Annotated in this window: 15 protein-coding genes and 2 pseudogenes; 6 read left to right on the forward strand and 11 right to left on the reverse strand. The window is 53.0% G+C overall.

The genetic code is table 11. The features are described from left to right. Window positions 1–3 precede the first annotated feature (3 nt). The gene (locus IAE36_RS02480; protein ID WP_201198399.1) at window positions 4–1305 is read left to right on the forward strand and encodes a hypothetical protein; all 1302 of its coding nucleotides are present in this window, start codon (window positions 4–6) and stop codon (window positions 1303–1305) included. Window positions 1306–1427: 122 nt separating this feature from the next. On the opposite strand, the pseudogene IAE36_RS02485 reads toward IAE36_RS02480, so the two are convergent. The 3 genes and pseudogenes from IAE36_RS02485 to IAE36_RS23585 form a co-directional block, all read right to left on the reverse strand. Then, window positions 1428–2355: pseudogene (locus IAE36_RS02485) on the reverse strand (electron transfer flavoprotein subunit alpha/FixB family protein). After that, window positions 2356–2575: pseudogene (locus tag IAE36_RS02490) on the reverse strand (electron transfer flavoprotein subunit beta/FixA family protein); the annotation flags it as partial. 365 nt (window positions 2576–2940) lie between these two features. Continuing rightward, window positions 2941–3036, reverse strand: a complete 96-nt coding sequence (locus IAE36_RS23585) for a hypothetical protein (RefSeq protein WP_328804914.1) — start codon at window positions 3034–3036, stop codon at window positions 2941–2943. Window positions 3037–3243: 207 nt separating this feature from the next. Between IAE36_RS23585 and IAE36_RS02500 the strand changes: the two genes are divergently transcribed. Then, window positions 3244–3627 carry a LysR family substrate-binding domain-containing protein gene (locus tag IAE36_RS02500; RefSeq protein ID WP_236404152.1) on the forward strand — a complete coding sequence of 128 codons (384 nt, stop codon included), beginning with the start codon at window positions 3244–3246 and terminating at the stop codon, window positions 3625–3627. A 137-nt stretch (window positions 3628–3764) separates the two neighbouring features. Here the strand turns inward: IAE36_RS02500 and IAE36_RS02505 are convergent, their stop codons facing one another. Beyond that, window positions 3765–4682 carry a LysR family transcriptional regulator gene (locus IAE36_RS02505; RefSeq protein WP_236408527.1) on the reverse strand — a complete coding sequence of 306 codons (918 nt, stop codon included), beginning with the start codon at window positions 4680–4682 and terminating at the stop codon, window positions 3765–3767. A gap of 123 nt (window positions 4683–4805) precedes the next feature. On the opposite strand from IAE36_RS02505, the gene IAE36_RS02510 reads away from it, so the two are divergent. Continuing rightward, entirely contained in the window at window positions 4806–5549 is a 744-nt protein-coding gene (locus IAE36_RS02510) for an SDR family oxidoreductase (protein WP_201165519.1), read from the forward strand. A gap of 16 nt (window positions 5550–5565) precedes the next feature. Continuing rightward, window positions 5566–6243, forward strand: a complete 678-nt coding sequence (locus IAE36_RS02515; RefSeq protein ID WP_201165522.1) for a type 1 glutamine amidotransferase domain-containing protein — start codon at window positions 5566–5568, stop codon at window positions 6241–6243. 124 nt (window positions 6244–6367) lie between these two features. Here the strand turns inward: IAE36_RS02515 and IAE36_RS23885 are convergent, their stop codons facing one another. The 3 genes from IAE36_RS23885 to IAE36_RS02530 form a co-directional block, all read right to left on the reverse strand. After that, window positions 6368–6976, reverse strand: a complete 609-nt coding sequence (locus tag IAE36_RS23885; RefSeq protein WP_201198395.1) for an alpha/beta fold hydrolase — start codon at window positions 6974–6976, stop codon at window positions 6368–6370. A gap of 271 nt (window positions 6977–7247) precedes the next feature. Next, window positions 7248–7610 (reverse strand): histone-like nucleoid-structuring protein, MvaT/MvaU family, encoded by a 363-nt coding sequence (locus IAE36_RS02525; RefSeq protein WP_201198394.1) that lies wholly within the window; start codon window positions 7608–7610, stop codon window positions 7248–7250. Between the two features lie 73 nt (window positions 7611–7683). Then, window positions 7684–8862: a hypothetical protein gene (locus tag IAE36_RS02530; RefSeq protein ID WP_201198393.1), complete on the reverse strand. Its 1179-nt coding sequence runs from the start codon at window positions 8860–8862 to the stop codon at window positions 7684–7686. 894 nt (window positions 8863–9756) lie between these two features. On the opposite strand from IAE36_RS02530, the gene IAE36_RS02535 reads away from it, so the two are divergent. Further along, window positions 9757–10848: an IS630 family transposase gene (locus IAE36_RS02535; RefSeq protein WP_201198390.1), complete on the forward strand. Its 1092-nt coding sequence runs from the start codon at window positions 9757–9759 to the stop codon at window positions 10846–10848. A gap of 368 nt (window positions 10849–11216) precedes the next feature. Here the strand turns inward: IAE36_RS02535 and IAE36_RS02540 are convergent, their stop codons facing one another. From IAE36_RS02540 to IAE36_RS02550, 3 genes are all read right to left on the reverse strand, one after another. Next, the gene (locus IAE36_RS02540; protein WP_201198388.1) at window positions 11217–12458 is read right to left on the reverse strand and encodes an OprD family outer membrane porin; all 1242 of its coding nucleotides are present in this window, start codon (window positions 12456–12458) and stop codon (window positions 11217–11219) included. A gap of 109 nt (window positions 12459–12567) precedes the next feature. Continuing rightward, window positions 12568–13029, reverse strand: coding sequence for a MarR family winged helix-turn-helix transcriptional regulator (locus tag IAE36_RS02545; protein WP_157973387.1), 462 nt, complete (start codon window positions 13027–13029; stop codon window positions 12568–12570). A 53-nt stretch (window positions 13030–13082) separates the two neighbouring features. Then, complete coding sequence (locus IAE36_RS02550) at window positions 13083–14519, reverse strand: sulfatase-like hydrolase/transferase (protein ID WP_201162931.1); 1437 nt, start codon at window positions 14517–14519, stop codon at window positions 13083–13085. 180 nt (window positions 14520–14699) lie between these two features. Between IAE36_RS02550 and IAE36_RS02555 the strand changes: the two genes are divergently transcribed. Continuing rightward, window positions 14700–15563 carry a formylglycine-generating enzyme family protein gene (locus tag IAE36_RS02555; protein WP_201198479.1) on the forward strand — a complete coding sequence of 288 codons (864 nt, stop codon included), beginning with the start codon at window positions 14700–14702 and terminating at the stop codon, window positions 15561–15563. A 33-nt stretch (window positions 15564–15596) separates the two neighbouring features. Here IAE36_RS02555 and IAE36_RS02560 read toward each other — a convergent pair whose 3' ends face one another. Further along, a complete protein-coding gene (locus IAE36_RS02560; RefSeq protein ID WP_201198386.1) occupies window positions 15597–16664 on the reverse strand; it encodes an ABC transporter substrate-binding protein in 1068 nt (355 codons plus the stop codon). Between the last annotated feature and the right edge of the window lie 10 nt (window positions 16665–16674).

The following is a 16674-nucleotide window of genomic DNA, read 5'->3' on the forward strand; positions in this document are numbered from 1 at the left end:
TAAATGAGCCAAGATAGATCTTCGACCCACCTCCCAACACCTAATACACTTCAATCATTGAATGATTTGAAGCCACAAGCGGAATTGTTCTCCTCCGCGCTGCTTACGAAAGAAAATAAAGAGCTAGAAAATTTATGCTTGCGCCTGTTCAATTCGCCAAACATCCAAGCAACTATCGAAAAGCTGGAAAAACAACTTGGCTCATTGCCACTGGCCCAAACAGCTGACGCTCAAAAGACGCTACCTTCAGCAGTTCGCGAGTTAGCAATGGGGGCTATCTCGTACTTGGCCGCAGACGACCCACAGCGGCCTAATATAATGCTACATGAGAGCCCTCCCAGAAGGGATTGGCCAGGCGCACGATACATTGTTGACAACCCCGACAACGTTTATCGCATCGTTGCAATTGATAGTCATAGTCAGTACCTAATTACTGGGAAATTAGGAAGCGCACCACCATCACAGTATCTTTTTGAGCTCACCAGCAGTTGGAAGGGCATGACTGGAGAGAATCATATTGCGATGTTAGCTAACCATGAAGTTCTAGTAGGATTCGATGGTTTTTTTGAGATAACCATCGACAATCAGCCTGCAAATGGAAGAGCTAACCACATACAGAGTACCGCCGATGCAAAATACCTCATGATTAGGGATGTCCTGTCTGACTGGGCTAAGCAATCACCCAACCGCTTAAGCATTCGGCGGGTCTCTGGCCCTTCACTTCAGCCGAGGAGAGCATTTGACAAACTTACAAAAGATGCTGAGGCGCTTGTTCCAGAGTTCGTTGACTACTGGCTTCCTATTCTCAGCAGCATTCAACCTGTGATCGACGGTGAGATACCTGAACTCCTGCTGCGAACTGGGGGCTGGGGATGGGTCGTCAATCGGCGCTTTACACTCGTTGAAGATGAGGTTTTAGTCATCACAGTAGATCCTGGATCAGCCAATTATATCGGTACTCAAGTTATGGATCCGTGGGCTCGTTCTCGGAATTACATCAATAAAACAGGCAGCCTGAATGGAGCACAGGCAGTGTCAAACCCCGATGGCACTTACACTTACGTGCTATCGAATACAGATCCCAAATTTGTGAACTGGCTATCAACCGATGGGCTCCTTAACGGGTATGTATCGATTCGAGTGCAAGGAATACCCTCAGGTGGCAGTATTGGTGGAGTGAAGTCATTCCACATTCTATCCATTGAAGATTTACCTGACCGAATTACCAGGCGCCACTCATCTAGTATAAGCCAAACGTTGCTGGACAAGCGAATGACAAGCTATTCAAGGCGTAATGATTCGTAGTTAGTGAGGTATAATGAGTAAGTGCTGGCATGGCTGAGACCAAAATCGATCATCTTAGATTGTGCTGCTAAAACCCAGGCCTTGTTGCAAGAGCCCGGGTTACGTGTACGGCTGCAGGCCGATCAGGCCAGCTTTTCCAGCTCAGGAACCGCTTCGAACAAGTCAGCGACTAGGCCGTAGTCGGCTACCTGGAAGATCGGCGCTTCTTCGTCCTTGTTGATCGCAACGATCACCTTGGAGTCCTTCATGCCGGCCAAGTGCTGGATCGCGCCGGAAATACCGACGGCGATATACAGCTGTGGCGCAACGATCTTGCCGGTCTTGCCGACCTGCGTATCGTTCGGCACAAAGCCTGCGTCGACCGCAGCGCGCGAGGCACCGACGGCAGCGCCGAGCTTGTCGGCCAGGCTGTACAGGTGCTTGAAGTTGTCACCGTTGCCCAAGCCGCGGCCACCGGATACAACGACCCTCGCAGCGGTCAACTTCGGGCGGTCGGACTTGGCCAGCGCTTCACCGACGAAGATTGAGATACCCGCACTGTGCGTAGAGCAGACGGTTTCAACAGTCGCCGAGCCACCTTCAGCGCCTATTGCGTCGAAGCCGGTGGTGCGCACAGTTATGACCTTGACCGTAGCGCTCCATTGCACGGTGGCAATGGTGTTACCGGCATAAATCGGGCGTTTGAAGGTGTCTGCAGATTCTACCGAGATGATTTCGGAGATCTGGTCGACGTCCCGCAGCGCGGCAACGCGTGGCAAGATGTTCTTGCTGTTGGTAGTGACCGGGGCCAGCACGTGGCTGTAACTCTTGGCCAACTCGACCAGCAGCGGCGCTACGTTTTCTGGCAGAGCGTGGGTGTAGACAGCGTTATGGCAACCAGCACCTTGGCCACGCTTGCGATCCTGGCGGCGGATTCGGCGATGCCACCGACGTTCTGGCCAACGACCAGGACGTGCACATCACCACCGATCTTGGCGGCAGCGGCAACAGTGTTCAGGGTGGCCGGGCTACGGCACCATTCTCGTATTCAGCGACAACCAAGATAGTCATTTAGATCACCTTCGCTTCGTTCTTCAGCTTCTCGACCAGTTCGGCCACCGATTTGACCTTGATGCCAGCGCTGCGGGCAGCCAGCGCTTCAACTTTCACGGTCTTGGGTCGAAACGAGGGAAACGCCCAGATCGTCAGGCTTGACGGTCTCCAGCGGCTTCTTCCTGGCCTTCATGATGTTCGGCAGCGACGCATAGCGTGGCTCGTTCAGGCGCAGGTCATCTCTCCCACGACGGAGAACGCGACTACACAATCCTCAGCAGCGTTCACCGCAGGCAAGATTTCTTGCGAGCTCTGCTCTCGACTTACACCTGACCCGTAACCGTCGCAATTCCAACGCCTCCCAGAGGCGCTGGCTGCACTACATCGCTCCGGTGAGAAACGATCTTTACAGGGGCGTCCGAAGTCGACCGTGCAGAGGCACTGGCACTGACTCCGAGGGTTGTGCAGCAAGCGGTATTGGCAAAAATTCTATGGCCGTCCAACTAGTCAACCAGCCCCCCTAATTGCGCCATGCTTTTTTCTCCTAGGGGTTGGCTTAAAGCACTGGCCTAGGAAATTGCAAGATAGGGTTTGAAGAGACAATCACCAGTGGTGTCTAGCTCGCGAAATCGCAACGTAAAAGAGCTTGGCCGAGGCGAAGCGCTCGGTCAGAAAATGAGCAGCATCCGGTATGAGCACATGATCGAACTCCAGCCCTTTTAGCAGCAGCGGTGTTGATATAACTCACTTGATAGGAGATCGACCGGTATGGCTGAGTCACTGTCGAGCATGTTGGCAGCCCTGAGTCAAAGACTCACTTCTCCCATAAGCCAGTTCGATGAGTGAGCGCTTTGCATCACCGAGAAGCTCACCTCTACACACTGTTTTAGCCTCTCCAGGTTGGTATTGCTGGCCCCTGACAATCATCCATTGGCACAGGACTTCAATGGTGACTTGGCATCTCTCCGACAAGAGAAATTCATCTTTCTGGAAGACCCTGCTGGGATAGGCCTCACCTCACACACTCTCCAGCTATGCCGTCAGTACCAGTTGCACCCCTCTAACATCATGTATGTGCCGTCCTTGATGAGCATTCCTGGCCTGATAGCCGCTGGCATCGGGATCAGTATTCTTCCTGAGACCCTTACACAATTGAGCATGCCGGGCATCCGCACTCTGGAACTGAGTCAGCCAGACATGCAGAGCGAATTGTCGCTCATCACTCGAGTGGACGAACGATCGCGAGCAGTCATGCATTTTCTGGGGGAAGCGGAGAAGTGGCTGAACTGAAAACAGCAGGAGCACCCGCCATCAACCCCTCTCCATTTTTCTGCACCTGCAGTGATCTGAGACTACCCAATGCCACGCGGCTTGCCGGAATGTCAGCCTTTTCACGTTCTCGAACGCACCACTACACCGGTTTATTGCTACGGCACATGCCCAACCGTAGGTGCTCCCCCTGGAAATAGACGTTGATCACTGAGCTTTTCCAGTAAGAAGTCATAGACCAACCTTACTCTCCGCGGCGCAGGCCCTGGGCGCGTCCGGTAGAGAACCAGATCGAGTGGTTGCGGAGCATGATCTGACATCACCTCAACGAGGGTGCCTTGCGACAAATGAGGCTCAGCCAAGTAAAGAGGCATTTGAGCAAACACGCCCCCCTGCAGCACCATTTCCAACTCAGTTTCCGGGTCATCGCATGTGAAGCCAGGTTGCTCGGGAATGAAGCTCTCCTCGTTGGGAAAAATCCACGGCCAACCGCGTCCGGATCTACGATCCTGAAGCAGCGATAGAGGCATGGTCTTCAGCTCCATAAGACTCAATGGCGCTCCAGCACTGGCTATGAGCTCAGGTGCGGCCACGACAAGCAACGGAACGCTTGCCACCGTCCTCGCGATGAATCGACGATCGCGGACAGTACCCACTCGAATCCCGATATCGATTTTGGATGCCACCGAATCCGTTAGCTCATCGTCCAGAGTTAGGTCGATGCTCAGTTTCGGATACTGCCGACGTAACTCAGCCAGGAAACGGGCTAGGTAGAGCTTGCCGATCGCATGCGGTGCAGTCAGTCCCACTCGCCCCATGATCTCTTGCCCATCACCGCGATCCGCTCTAGAGAAGAGCTGGTCAAAGCCTTCTATTGCCGCCCTCGCTTCTTGCGCGAGCTCCCTTCCGAAATCTGTGATTCTCATCTGTCGCGTGCTGCGGTGGAACAGCGACTCGCCCATGAGTCGTTCAAACTCCTGCACCGCCCGGGTAACTTTCTGAGGCGATGTTCCTAGGTGATTCGCAGCTTCGCGAAAGGATGAACAATCAACGACCGCCAAAAAAACCCTCACCATCTCAAGCCGATTCAGCACGTTATTGTTCCATATTTTGGAATTTTAAAATCCTGAATATTCCATTCTCTGTGATGATTTGACAACTCATAATCGGTGTCATCTCCACCTAATGAGGCTTCTGAAATGAGCAAAGGTATCGAAGGAAAGGTCGTCGTCATCACGGGTGCAAGCAGCGGCCTGGGTGAGACCACTGCTCGCCACTTGGCCAGCAAGGGCGCTTTGGTCGTGTTGGCTGCACGACGCGAAGATCGCCTCAAAGCAATTGCTGCAGAAATCGAAGCCAGCGGTGGAAAAGCCACGGCGCTCGTGGTGGACGTCACACGTCGTGAGGACTTGATTTCCCTCGTGCAACACGCAGTGGACACGTTTGGCCGTTTGGATGTGATGATCAACAATGCTGGCCTAATGGCGATCGCGCCTATTTCTGAACTGCGGGTTGATGAATGGGATCGGATGATCGACATCAACATCAAGGGGGTGATGTATGGCATTGCTGCCGCCCTACCCCTGTTTGAAAAGCAAGGGTCGGGTCACTTCATCAACGTCTCGTCTGTTGCGGGCATCAAGGTCTTTAGCCCTGGCGGTTCGGTCTACAGCGGTACGAAATACGCAGTCCGGGCGATCTCGGAAGGTTTGCGCCATGAGGTAGGGAAGAACATCCGTACCACCACCATCGAGCCAGGCGCGGTCGATTCCGAGCTGAAATTCGGTAGTGGTCACGAAGCCAGTGCACAGGCGGTGGCTGACTTCTACAAGAACGCAATTCCTGCAGAGTCTGTAGCGCGAGCCATCGCATTTGCCATCGAACAACCGGCGGATGTGGACATCAATGAAATTGTCCTGCGTCCAACATCTCAGGATTTCTGATCGAGAGGATAGTGAAATGAAAGTTTTGATAGTCCTTACATCGCACGATCAACTGGGCGACACCGGCCTGAAAACGGGCTTCTGGCTGGAGGAGTTCGCTGCACCTTACTACGTCTTCAAAGACGCAGGTGCCGAGGTTGTGCTGGCATCCCCAGCGGGTGGGCAACCGCCACTCGATCCGAAAAGTGAACTGCCTGATTTCCAAACCGACATGACGCGCCGGTTCAATGCTGACCTAGCCGCCCAGAAGGCATTGTCAGCAACCATCAAGCTCGATACGGTCAGTGCGGAAGACTTTGACACAGTATTCTATCCAGGTGGGCATGGCCCTCTGTGGGATCTCGCAGAGTCGAAAACCTCTGTCAACCTGATCGAATCATTCGAACGCGCCGGCAAGCCCATCGGGTTCGTATGCCACGCGCCTGGTGCACTTCGCCATGTTAAAGGTAGTGACGGATCCCCGTTGATCAAAGGCCGACGGGTAACGGGTTTCACCAACGGCGAAGAAGCCGCCGTGGAGTTGACCGACGTGGTGCCATTCCTGATCGAAGATGAGTTTCAGCGCCTGGGGGGCCATTATGAGAAGGGCCCAGATTGGGCTCCATTCATCGTCGAAGACGGCAAGTTGGTTACAGGTCAGAACCCAGCAAGCTCTGAAGGTGTGGCTAAAGCACTTCTCGCCCAAATGGAGTAATCGCTTGAGCTGGCCTGAGCTCACAGAGGGCTCAGGCCAGCTCGATACGGTCTTTGGCACATCGCCGCATAGCAAATTCCAATGCCTGATTCACGGAGCTTGCTTGAAAGCGACTCGATACACCTCAAAAGCCATGGTGTTCATCAATCAGGTTCGCGACCTCTCTAGCATGCATACGCCCTAGATCATGAGCAGCCTCGGGAAAAACTTTCAACCGAGCGCCAGGGATGCGTTGTGCTAACAACTGCCCGACCCGTAATGGGCTTATGGGATCTGAGCCACCCCATAGGAGCAATACCGGCATGCGTAGCTCATGCAGGCGAGCCGTGAGATCGGTTCGGTCATCCAGAAACCAGCGTGGTACGTTCGGGTAGTCAGTTTCGAACTCTGTCCGCCAGTCCTCGGCACCCATTGCAGAAACGTCCATTCCGCCCGAAGTGACAGCTAAGGTCAGATGGGTAATCAACTCAGGCCGCTCAAGGGCCATATGGATGGCTACGACTCCCCCCATGGATTGGGCTACCAATGCCGTGGGTCTATCGATTTCGTCCAATGCCAACGATGCAAGATGCTTCAGGCTAGTGATTTTCGGGCTGGGCGCTGTGTTGCCGAAGCCAGGCCATCCCATGTGGTGTGTGGGTATTGTTGATCTGAGTCTTTCAGCAACCGGATGCCAGAACTGGATGTTGCCAGAGGCTCCAGGTAGAAAGAAAACGCTTTCAGGGGTAGTCACAGCTCATCCTTGACTCTGTGTAGGCACAGCGCTTTTGTAGGCGCTGAATGGTATTACCACAGTGCCTGCTATTCGTTCGTTTGGCTAGGCCTGCGGAGTTCAAAGCATAAATTCAAGAAAGACCTTGCCACTTCACAGTACGTTCAAAGCGCACAGGCTAGGTTAAGGACGCTTGTGAAGATGTCAAATCCAACCTCTCAAGTAAGAACTGGCACGAACAAAAAACGGCCCTAAGGCCGTTTTTTAGCTTACCGCCAGTGCACGCGACAAATTACGACACCCAGCTCTCGACTTCGTCAGAACCGTATTCAGCTTTCCACTCTTTCAGAAGCTTGTGGTTGCCGCCTTTTGTTTCGATGATTTCCCCGTTATGCGGGTTTTTGTACTGCTTGACCTGACGGGCACGGCGAGGAGCCCTCTCTGCAGCTACCGGGGCAGCACGGCGACCAGCCTGCGGATCCAGCAGGTTGATGATATCTCTCAGACTGTAACCATACTTTGCAAGCAAATCGCGCAATTTGGTTTCAAACTCGATCTCGTTCTGAAGCTCACTGCTACCTTTCATGGCCTCCAATTCGGCTAATTGTGCGGCGAGTTTTTGCTCGAGCTGTCTGAATTCCGCCAGACGGGACATGTAAATACTCCAAAATGTGATGAGTGATCTGTAGAGAATCTTAACGCAGGTTAAGTTCAAATCCAAATGAAAATCAGGGCCACCAATCCTCGGGCTTCTTGCCACTGCTCCAGTAACCATATTCAGAATTTGGCAAATCCACAGACAAGTCGACAACCTTCTGAATATCTACTTTTAGAGGATCGAGCAGCTCGATTTTTTGCGTAGCCCAGCTAACCCAAATAGCCAGTGCCATTTGAGATGCTTCGTCCTGCGGTGACGCATCCATCGTCGCCTGAATAAACGCGCGCAGTCGCTGAGCTCGCTCCCAATTCTCCAGGTTTATCATTAAATTTTGACGCAGCTTTTCCTGACGACGCTGCTGATCAATCTTCTCTCTCCTTACCCGCTCCTCTTCGGCCCAACGACACCGATTGGTTTCGTCAGATGACCTTCGGGTTTTCACAGAGGCAGCAATTCGAACAAATCCTGTCAATATCTGACCAAGCTTCGATTCAAGCTTACCGGTCTTACTGTCCGTCCAAGTTTTTTGGATCAAAACCTCTGATCGTGCATCCACGATGAGGGATAGCACGCCAGTAGGTTCCCAGCCAAAGCGGGCTGCTCTCATAGATGTGAAATCAGGCTCCCCCCTCTGACCAGGCTTGAAAGGTTTGGGGGGCGGCGGAGGGATATCGTATCGTTTAATCCGCTCTTGTATCGTGATCAGTAAATCCTCACCGTCCAGGCGTACGAAGCTTCCATTGTCATTTACACCCCACGTGTAGCCCACGGCCTCACTCGCCCTGATCAGGCTGTCGAACAGAATCGCGCACCGGCCAATTTCCGTCGAAGAAATGTGGGAACTCAAAACCCGCGACTTCTCTACTACTAGCGCGCCGTTGAGCTCCTTGGCTTTCTTCGCTGCAGCGAGCCATTTGCTCACCAACGGATGCGGGTCTACCAATTCCGTTGGAACGATTAACGTGCCGAGGTCTTTGACTGGGCTCTGGGGCTTAGGTTTCTCAGATTTTGGGATATCCAGAACATGGAACGTGATGGGTATAGTGGAGACTGGCGGTTTTGGACGCCGGGGCCTTTTCGACTCTGGCTTAGCCCAGTGGCCGCGGGCAGGCAATGTGATCCCGGCCTTGCGGCAGGCCTTCGACAGGCCTACATCAGATACGCCAATTTCCTTGGCGATTATCAAAACCGGTCGTGCCCAGACCATCTCGAATAGCTGCTGAGGAGTGAAGCTCTTTTCGACGTACATCACTGATCCTTTGTAGCGCCCGAGGAGTTGTAGCAATCGGCGTAAGGCTTAGTATCTACTCGACAACGAATGTAATCAGGGCTGCCATCGCTGCATCAGACGGCCCACGTCTGGTCAACAGACGACCTCTCTCTCAACGAATCTGCTGAGCATGCATCCGCGTCAACGCTGAGCAGCTTGGCACTCATCGATGGTTTGATACTGCACAGCTCAGCACCCCACTCGCCCCCAGCAGAATGCTGTCGCATGAGCTACCAATCTTTAATGTCAGCCGTCACATTCCTAGGCATGCATACGCCAGACGTAGCTATCCCCATTAGGTATCAGTGAGCTTCACTCATTTTTTGTTACTCAAAGAAAATTTTTGAACCCAAAGTCAAAAGCAGTGGCCTTCGGCCAAAAGGGCGACTCCCCCAATGCCCCCCACTGGGGGGCATGGAGAAGGTCAGTTCAACACGATTCGAAGCAGAGCAGCAGCAACAGCAAAGGCGTCAGAAATCGAGTTTTTTCTGGGAAAAATCGGTGGGGCAAAATGCGCTGCTTTTTTGTTTGCCTTCAAATATAACAACTCCGTCCCGCAAAAAAATTTTATAGGGGGTGAAGGTTAAAGTCGTCGCCTTTTTGACCGTAATGTCGCATATAAGTAAGAAAATCGGGCTGAAAAGGCCCCACGGAGAGTGCGCCATCTCCCGGGGCACAGTAAGCGATTTGCTTAGATCAACAGGCTGTCGCTATCCAGAAGCCTAAGGACGAAGGGCTCATGACTCCGGGTCGAAGTCATCGTATCTGGCCACGAAAATACAGCAGGCAGCCCTCCTAGTGTCGTGAGCGGGTAGTTCGTTTTCTAACGCGCAACGGTATACTGTGCGGCCCTTACCCGAGCTGGTTATACGCATGCCTCGACCCATTGCTCCTTTTGCACTGCAACCCGCCGACGTCATCACGCTTCAAGGTTGGTTACGCATGAGTACGCTGGAGCAGTGCCTCGCTCAGCGGGCGCGGATACTACTTTTGCTTGCTCAAGGGGTGACGCCCTTGGCCATCTGTGATCAGTTACAGATCACGACACCAACGGTGTTCAAGTGGCGAAAACGCTACCTGGAGTCGGGTATCGACGGCCTGAGCGACCTGCCGCGTAGCGGTCAGCCCTTGAAACTGGGTGCTGAGAAAATCAAGGAAATCCTGACCCTGACCACTCACCGGGTGCCGAAAGAAGCAACGCATTGGAGCGTCCGGTTGATGGCCAAGTACGCGCGCGTTACCACCTGGCAAGTCCGGCAAATCTGGGCTGCCTCCGATCTCAAACCGCACCGATTAAAGACATTCAAGATCAGTAACGATCCGAACTTCGCAGAGAAGGTCATTGATGTCGTCGGGCTCTACCTCAGACCTCCGGACAATGCCATGGTGCTTTCGGTTGACGAGAAAACTCAGATCCAGGCGCTGGATCGTACTCAGCCAATGCTGCAACTTCGGCCCGGACAGATTGAGCGGTGCACCCATGATTACAAGCGCCATGGCACGGCGAGCCTATACGCCGCGTTCGACATCATGACCGGTGAAGTAATGGGCCGGATAACCCAGCGGCACCGGGCCAAGGAGTTTCTGGATTTTCTCCGGCAGATTGATAACAACACACCTGCCGAGCTGGATCTCCATGTGATCCTGGACAACAGCTCGACCCACAAAACCGCTGCAGTCAAGGCATGGCTGGAAAAGCATCCACGCTTCAAGTTGCACTTCACACCGACCAGTGCGTCTTGGTTGAACGCGGTGGAGTGCTGGTTTTCACAACTGGAGAGACGGGCGCTGTATCGAGGTGTCTTCACCAGTGTTGCTGACCTAAAAGTCGCGATTCGCCAGTTCATTACTGCTCATAACGAGCACTCGGCCAAGCCATTCAAGTGGAGCAAGACGGCAGCGGCCATCATCAGCTCCGTACATATGGCAAAGCTGAGCGTGATAAAAAATAAGCTAATGAATTAAGCGCTCAGGGCACTAGCGGGCCGTCCCCCTGACCGGCTCTTCCAAAGTGATCAAAATGTTGCGAGACAATTAGCAGACCGTCTTTAGTTCGATACTCGATTCAGTGCCGCAACGGTGAGGCTGGAAGGTGTCGTTTACGATGATCCTGCCCCGACGCTTGACGCCCTGGCAGTCACAATGGAAATACCCAACGAGTTAGCATCGGTCGTGCGGTCATTAAGGCTGGAGCATCTAAACCAGGATCTTAGGCACGTCAACAGCCGATAGATGTCGCTCGCCATCCTGCGGTAGACAAAGATTTCAATGGCCATTGGTCAAAAGTGTATTCGACTCCTGCTGCCTCAGAGAGCGTATCAAGCCGTGCTCCATCAAAAAACATGCCAGGAATAATTGACATTAAAGCGAATAGTATCAGCATCCGATCCATACTTTTGTCTAATCGGTATGTAGCGAAGCTGTATCGCGAGGTTCTTCAAGGCCCCCGTCTGAAATACATAATCAGCAATAAAATCAGTTTCCGTCTCTTTGTCCCTCGCTAAGCCAGCTCCGCGATCAATCTGCGTGCCCTTGCTAAAGCGGGTAAAAAACCGACCTCCAGGCAGGCCAATTCCAGCCATATTGTAGACATGACGAATTGACCAAGAGTGCTCATTGGGTCGGATGAAGCCGAGTGAAGACCACCCTACCAAAGCAGTGACATCTGTGTTACCGCTGAGTAAAGGGTATCCCGTTTGTCCCAACATCCTCTGATACGTTGCTCCAATCAGATGGTTTCCCTGGGTAAGGCTTAGCCCGACACCATAGTTCCTATTATCGATATCCCCAACTCGACGATCTCCATCCGCGCGAAAATCGTTGAGTCGGACGTCAAAGCCCAGCACCTTCCCCTCACCAAAGTGTGTCCGAGTCTGCCCCCCCACATAACGCTGCTTATAAATATCATGCAAAACAGATTGCCAGTGGCTGAGTCTGAAATTTTGGCTTACATCGTAGTCAACGCCGAAGAAATCCAGCCCATCATCACTCGCACTTCCTTTGCTTTGATTCATCAAATATAGTTCTGCGTGCTCTGAGGACTCTCGGGTTACTTGAGACCAGAAGCGCCCTCCAGTGAGTGTCAGACCTTCCAGGTCGCGGTTCTGCACCACAGCACCTTGCGCCACTGACGGCAATTGTCGAGATGTCTCACTACCCATGATTGGATAATTGGGCTGCTGATCACCTATCCAAGCATCAGTCTGATTGTACCTAAGTTTGAGCGTCGCACCGGCCCTACCATAACTCGGCGTGGTCTTCTTTGAATCATTGCCAAACGGTAATGAGCCATCATTCCCCGAAGAGTCAAGGCGAAGTGCATACTGAGCATTGAGATCAAACCCAAGCGAAACGGGAGTGTCAGTGTATCCCGATGAGAATTTTCCGAGCACACCTTGCGACCAGCTATACTGTTTTGATATTGGCGCCTTATCATTTACGAAATTTCGATTCATGTAGAAATTTCTAAAGTCCAATACTAGCTTACTGTCATCGAACGTATCGGCAGATGCAGCTTGCGCAAGCAAAGGAAACACAAGCAGGCAACGTGTTAAAGATTGGAAGGTACGGTACATGTGAGTTCCAACGATGCCGCTCGCCAAACAAATTCCGGGCGAACGAAAGCCACCGACCTATCGGCCAGCGGCAAGATTAAAAAATTAAGTGCTTACTATAGTTCCCGATCTAGTCGCCACCGAGGCGAACAATTATGTCGTTGACCGTATCGAGAAAAGCACCTTTATTAACGCCCCGCTCGACGAGCAAAGAATCCCAAGTCGCGGTGATAGTCGCGATTGCTAAGTTCAGCTGACGCAACCCTTCTTCTGTGATAGATATCGCGGCCAGCCTGCGATCCTCCGGATTCTTAGTTTTGCAAACGAATCCACGCTCATCAAGTTTCGAAATAGCGCGACTCAACGCTGACTGAGAAATCTTGGTGAAATCCGCGATTCCATTGACAGTTGACGGCCCGTTCTTCGCTAAGCAAAGGAAAATTCGCCAGTGAGAGATAGACATGTCGAATTGGGCAAGCTCGGAGGCAAGGAGCGATTGCGCGAGCCTGGACAAGACAGCCAACCGGTGTGGCAAGAACTCAGCAAGATTAAGGCCTTGCAGCTCATTGAGGATTTCATGGTTAGCAGTCATTGTCAGACTCATATCGGTCAAACTAGCCTTTATAGTGTGTTAGCCTTCATAACTCAACGCCCCTGTAAACCTACCTTGCGACGGAAACCCCCGTAATAGTTTGTCCAAGCTCTGGGCGGCAAACTGGCTTCCCATGCCTCATAGCGCGCTTTGAGGGCCTCGAAAACCTCAGGCTGCTCTGCTGATTGGTCGTTCAGCTCCTGTGGATCTGCTTCGAGGTCGAACAACATCGCGACCTCCTCGAGCGTCTCAAGATAGAGCTTCCACTTACCAACCCTTACTGCAGAATAGCCATCAAGTTTCCAGAAAAGGGCCTCATGGGGCGCATCCTCGACATTACCTTTGAAATACGGCAACAAATCTACGCCATCGAGGGGCTGCGAGCGTTCAGTCGAGACTCCGCACCCAGCTGCTACCGTCGGCAGAATGTCCAATGTAGAAGCTGGCTTAGAGAAAATGAGGCCAGCTGGAATCTGGCCTGGCCACTGCATGACGTATGGCATGCGAATGCCCCCTTCCCACGTAGAGAACTTGCCCCCAGAGAAAGGAGCATTGCTGCCCGGGCGGCTCGTGGCCGTGCCATTGTCACTCACAAACACCACGATGGTGTCGTCCTCAAGCCCATTTCTTCGAAGCGTTTCCAAAATCGCCCCTACGGCGTCATCCTGCGCCAGCAAGAGGGCGTTGTAGCCACGCACGGCGATGTTAGGGATCGTTTCCTTCAATGAATCGAAGTAGTGGCGAGGTACCTGAAGCGGAGGTACCGGCGAATTCATTGCGAAATACAGGAGGAAGGGTTCATCCTTGTTCTCGTTGATGTACTGCTCTGCCCGGTCTCGGAAGTAGAACAACAGGTACTGGTCGATATCGATAATTTCGCCGTTTTCGCGAATTTCATTCAGCCCCTCCCGTGTCCAGGCGGTGTCCGGTATTTCGTCGTGAAAGTCGACCTTGAGACTGAACATGTCTGGATCGTCAGGATTTGTAGATTGCAGGCTGGTATTGCCGTAAAACACTACCGAGTGATCAAAACCGCGATTCTGCGGGAGGAATTCTGCTCCGTGTCCCAAGTGCCACTTCCCGATCGCACCGGTTTTATAGCCAGCTGCCTTGAAGAGCTCGGCGATGTTTTTTTCCGACTTAGGGATTCCTCGTCGCAAAAACTCCGCCTCACCCTGTAGTTCCGCAAGTGAACCATCAGCGTTTCGAACAGGGTGCCGCTCAGGGAACGCTCCAGATGAAACCTGCTGCTCGAACCCAAAGCGCTGCTGGTAACGCCCGGTAATCAAGCCCGCGCGCGAGGGGCTGCACAGCGGAGCGGAGGCGTATCCGGCGGTCAACCTTACGCCTTTTTTAGCGATGCTATCGATGTGCTTGGTTTCTACAAGCTTGCTGCCGTAGCAAGACAGATCCCCGTAACCCATATCGTCCGCAATGATGATGACCACGTTGGGTCGTTTGGATGTAGGGGCGTCCTTTTCTTCGCTCATGCTTACCTCAGGTAGGTGACTATGAATACGGCGCCGTTAGGGCTTCACCCGCGACGGCCATTCCGCTATGTTACAAATATATGCAGATGCATATGCATGTGCAAATAACTGTTTAGATTGAGGTTATTCGATATGACGCTAAGCGATGAGTTATCCATTTCTCGTGGGTCGACGGAGGGAATGTGCTTTATTCCAGCAGGCCGATTCCTGAAAGGCAGCGACAGTTTCTACCCCGAAGAGGCCCCTCGGCAGGAAAGGACAGTGGCCGCGTTCTGGATCGATCGCAGTCCAGTCACAAATCGGGATTTCGAAGCGTTTGTGGCCGCCACCGGTTTTGTCACCCTTGCCGAGAAAAACCCGACCGATGCATGTGACTCAAACCCGGGCGCGGGTTCAGCTGTTTTTGTTCAACCTACTGCGAACTCGGACACATGGTGGGAGTACAGCCCCGGTGCGTGCTGGAAGGCACCATTGGGTATCGGAAGTAGCATTGATGACCTGCTCGACCACCCAGTCGTACACATCGCTTATGAAGATGCGCTTGCCTTTGCAACGTGGGCTGGGAAGACCCTGCCGACGGAAGACCAGTGGGAGTTTGCGGCACGAGGTGGCTTGGCGGACGCTGAGTACGCTTGGGGGGGTGAGCTAGCCCCAGGCGGCGCGATGATGGCCAACTTTTGGCAAGGCGCCTTCCCTCATGAAAATGAATTGACCGATGGTTGGCTGCGAACATCGCCTGTTGGCAGTTTCCCCTCTAACGGCTATGGCCTGGTCGATATGATTGGGAATGTATGGGAGTGGACGAGTGACTGGTGGAACATTCACACCGCCCAGCCCATGCGATCATGCTGCTCGACAGAGGAAGTGCTAAAACGGAGAAGCCTTGACCCCTTCGACCCTGCGCCGGTGCCCAGGAAAGTACTCAAAGGCGGATCGCATCTGTGCGCACCTAATTACTGCAAGAGGTATCGACCCGCAGCGCGACACCCACAGTCAATCGATAGCCCCACAAGTCATATTGGTTTCAGGTGCGTGGTCAGCTGATAGATAGGGCCCCGTTCGGGGCCCTTCTACCCCCTATTGAGATATCGCCTTGACGATGTCAGCGCTAGGCAGCGCTTTGGCCTCGAGTAGTGGTCTTGTGTCAGCCCAATCTGCGGCATTGAACGACTTCCTGATCAAGCGCATTTCTTTGGCAAGCGATACCTGCTGATCTAACGATTCAATGAAAGGCGCATCCAGATCTGGCTGAAGAATATCCCTAAAGCTCAGCGTGCCCATTGCGCGATCAACCTGTTCCTGCGTAAACCCGGATCGACGTGCAGCCTCGCTCAGGTACACTTGGCGGTTCGATGGAACGCTGATCCAGTCGTAGGCACCAGCGAAGACTCTCAGCAAGCGTCGAGTGATATCGGGATAGCTGGCCAAGAATTCTTTGCTCCCAACCAGAACGCTTTGTACGCCCCCTACTCCACCGAGATCTCCACTGGACAGTGCAACGTAGGCAAGCCCCTTGTCCTGCAGTTCGTACAAATTGCTTGAACCCCATACAGCATCAACCCGACCGGTGGAAAGTGCTGCAGTGGACGCGGCAAGATCCATGTTGACGACTCGCAGGTCACGCTCGGTCATCCCCACGGATGCCAACGCATTCACCAGAGACAAGTGGAAGATGGTGCCTCGAAAAACCGCAAGTGTCTTGCCTTTCAAGTCGTGCAATGACTTGACATCAAGTCCTTGCCGTACCCCTAGATAAGCATTCCCCTGGCGGCCAGTCGCCGCTAGGAGAGTGATATCCAACCCGTTTGCTTTACCAATGATCGCAGGAAGGTCACCGTAGAAAGCAAAATCAACCTGCTTGTTCGCCAAGGCCTCATTGATCGCTGGGCCGGCAGCTTTGAAAAACTGCCATTCCACCTTGATGCCATCCTCCTGAAACTCCTTCTCCAACAATTGCCGCCAGACAAGCACATCCGCGACACCACCGTTGAAGTGCTCTTTACCCCCGAGACCGTTGTCCGGAGCCGCGAGCCTAATGACCGTTGGTGGTGGCGCAGCAAACGCTACGGGAGAGAGCCAGCCGCTCAACAGGATGAGTAGGCTTGCGACTATTAGCTTTCTTGACTTCAACACATACTTTTTCATCGTCGATTCA

The organism is Pseudomonas sp. S36, assembly GCF_016647875.1.
GTDB classification, from domain to species: domain Bacteria; phylum Pseudomonadota; class Gammaproteobacteria; order Pseudomonadales; family Pseudomonadaceae; genus Aquipseudomonas; species Aquipseudomonas parafulva.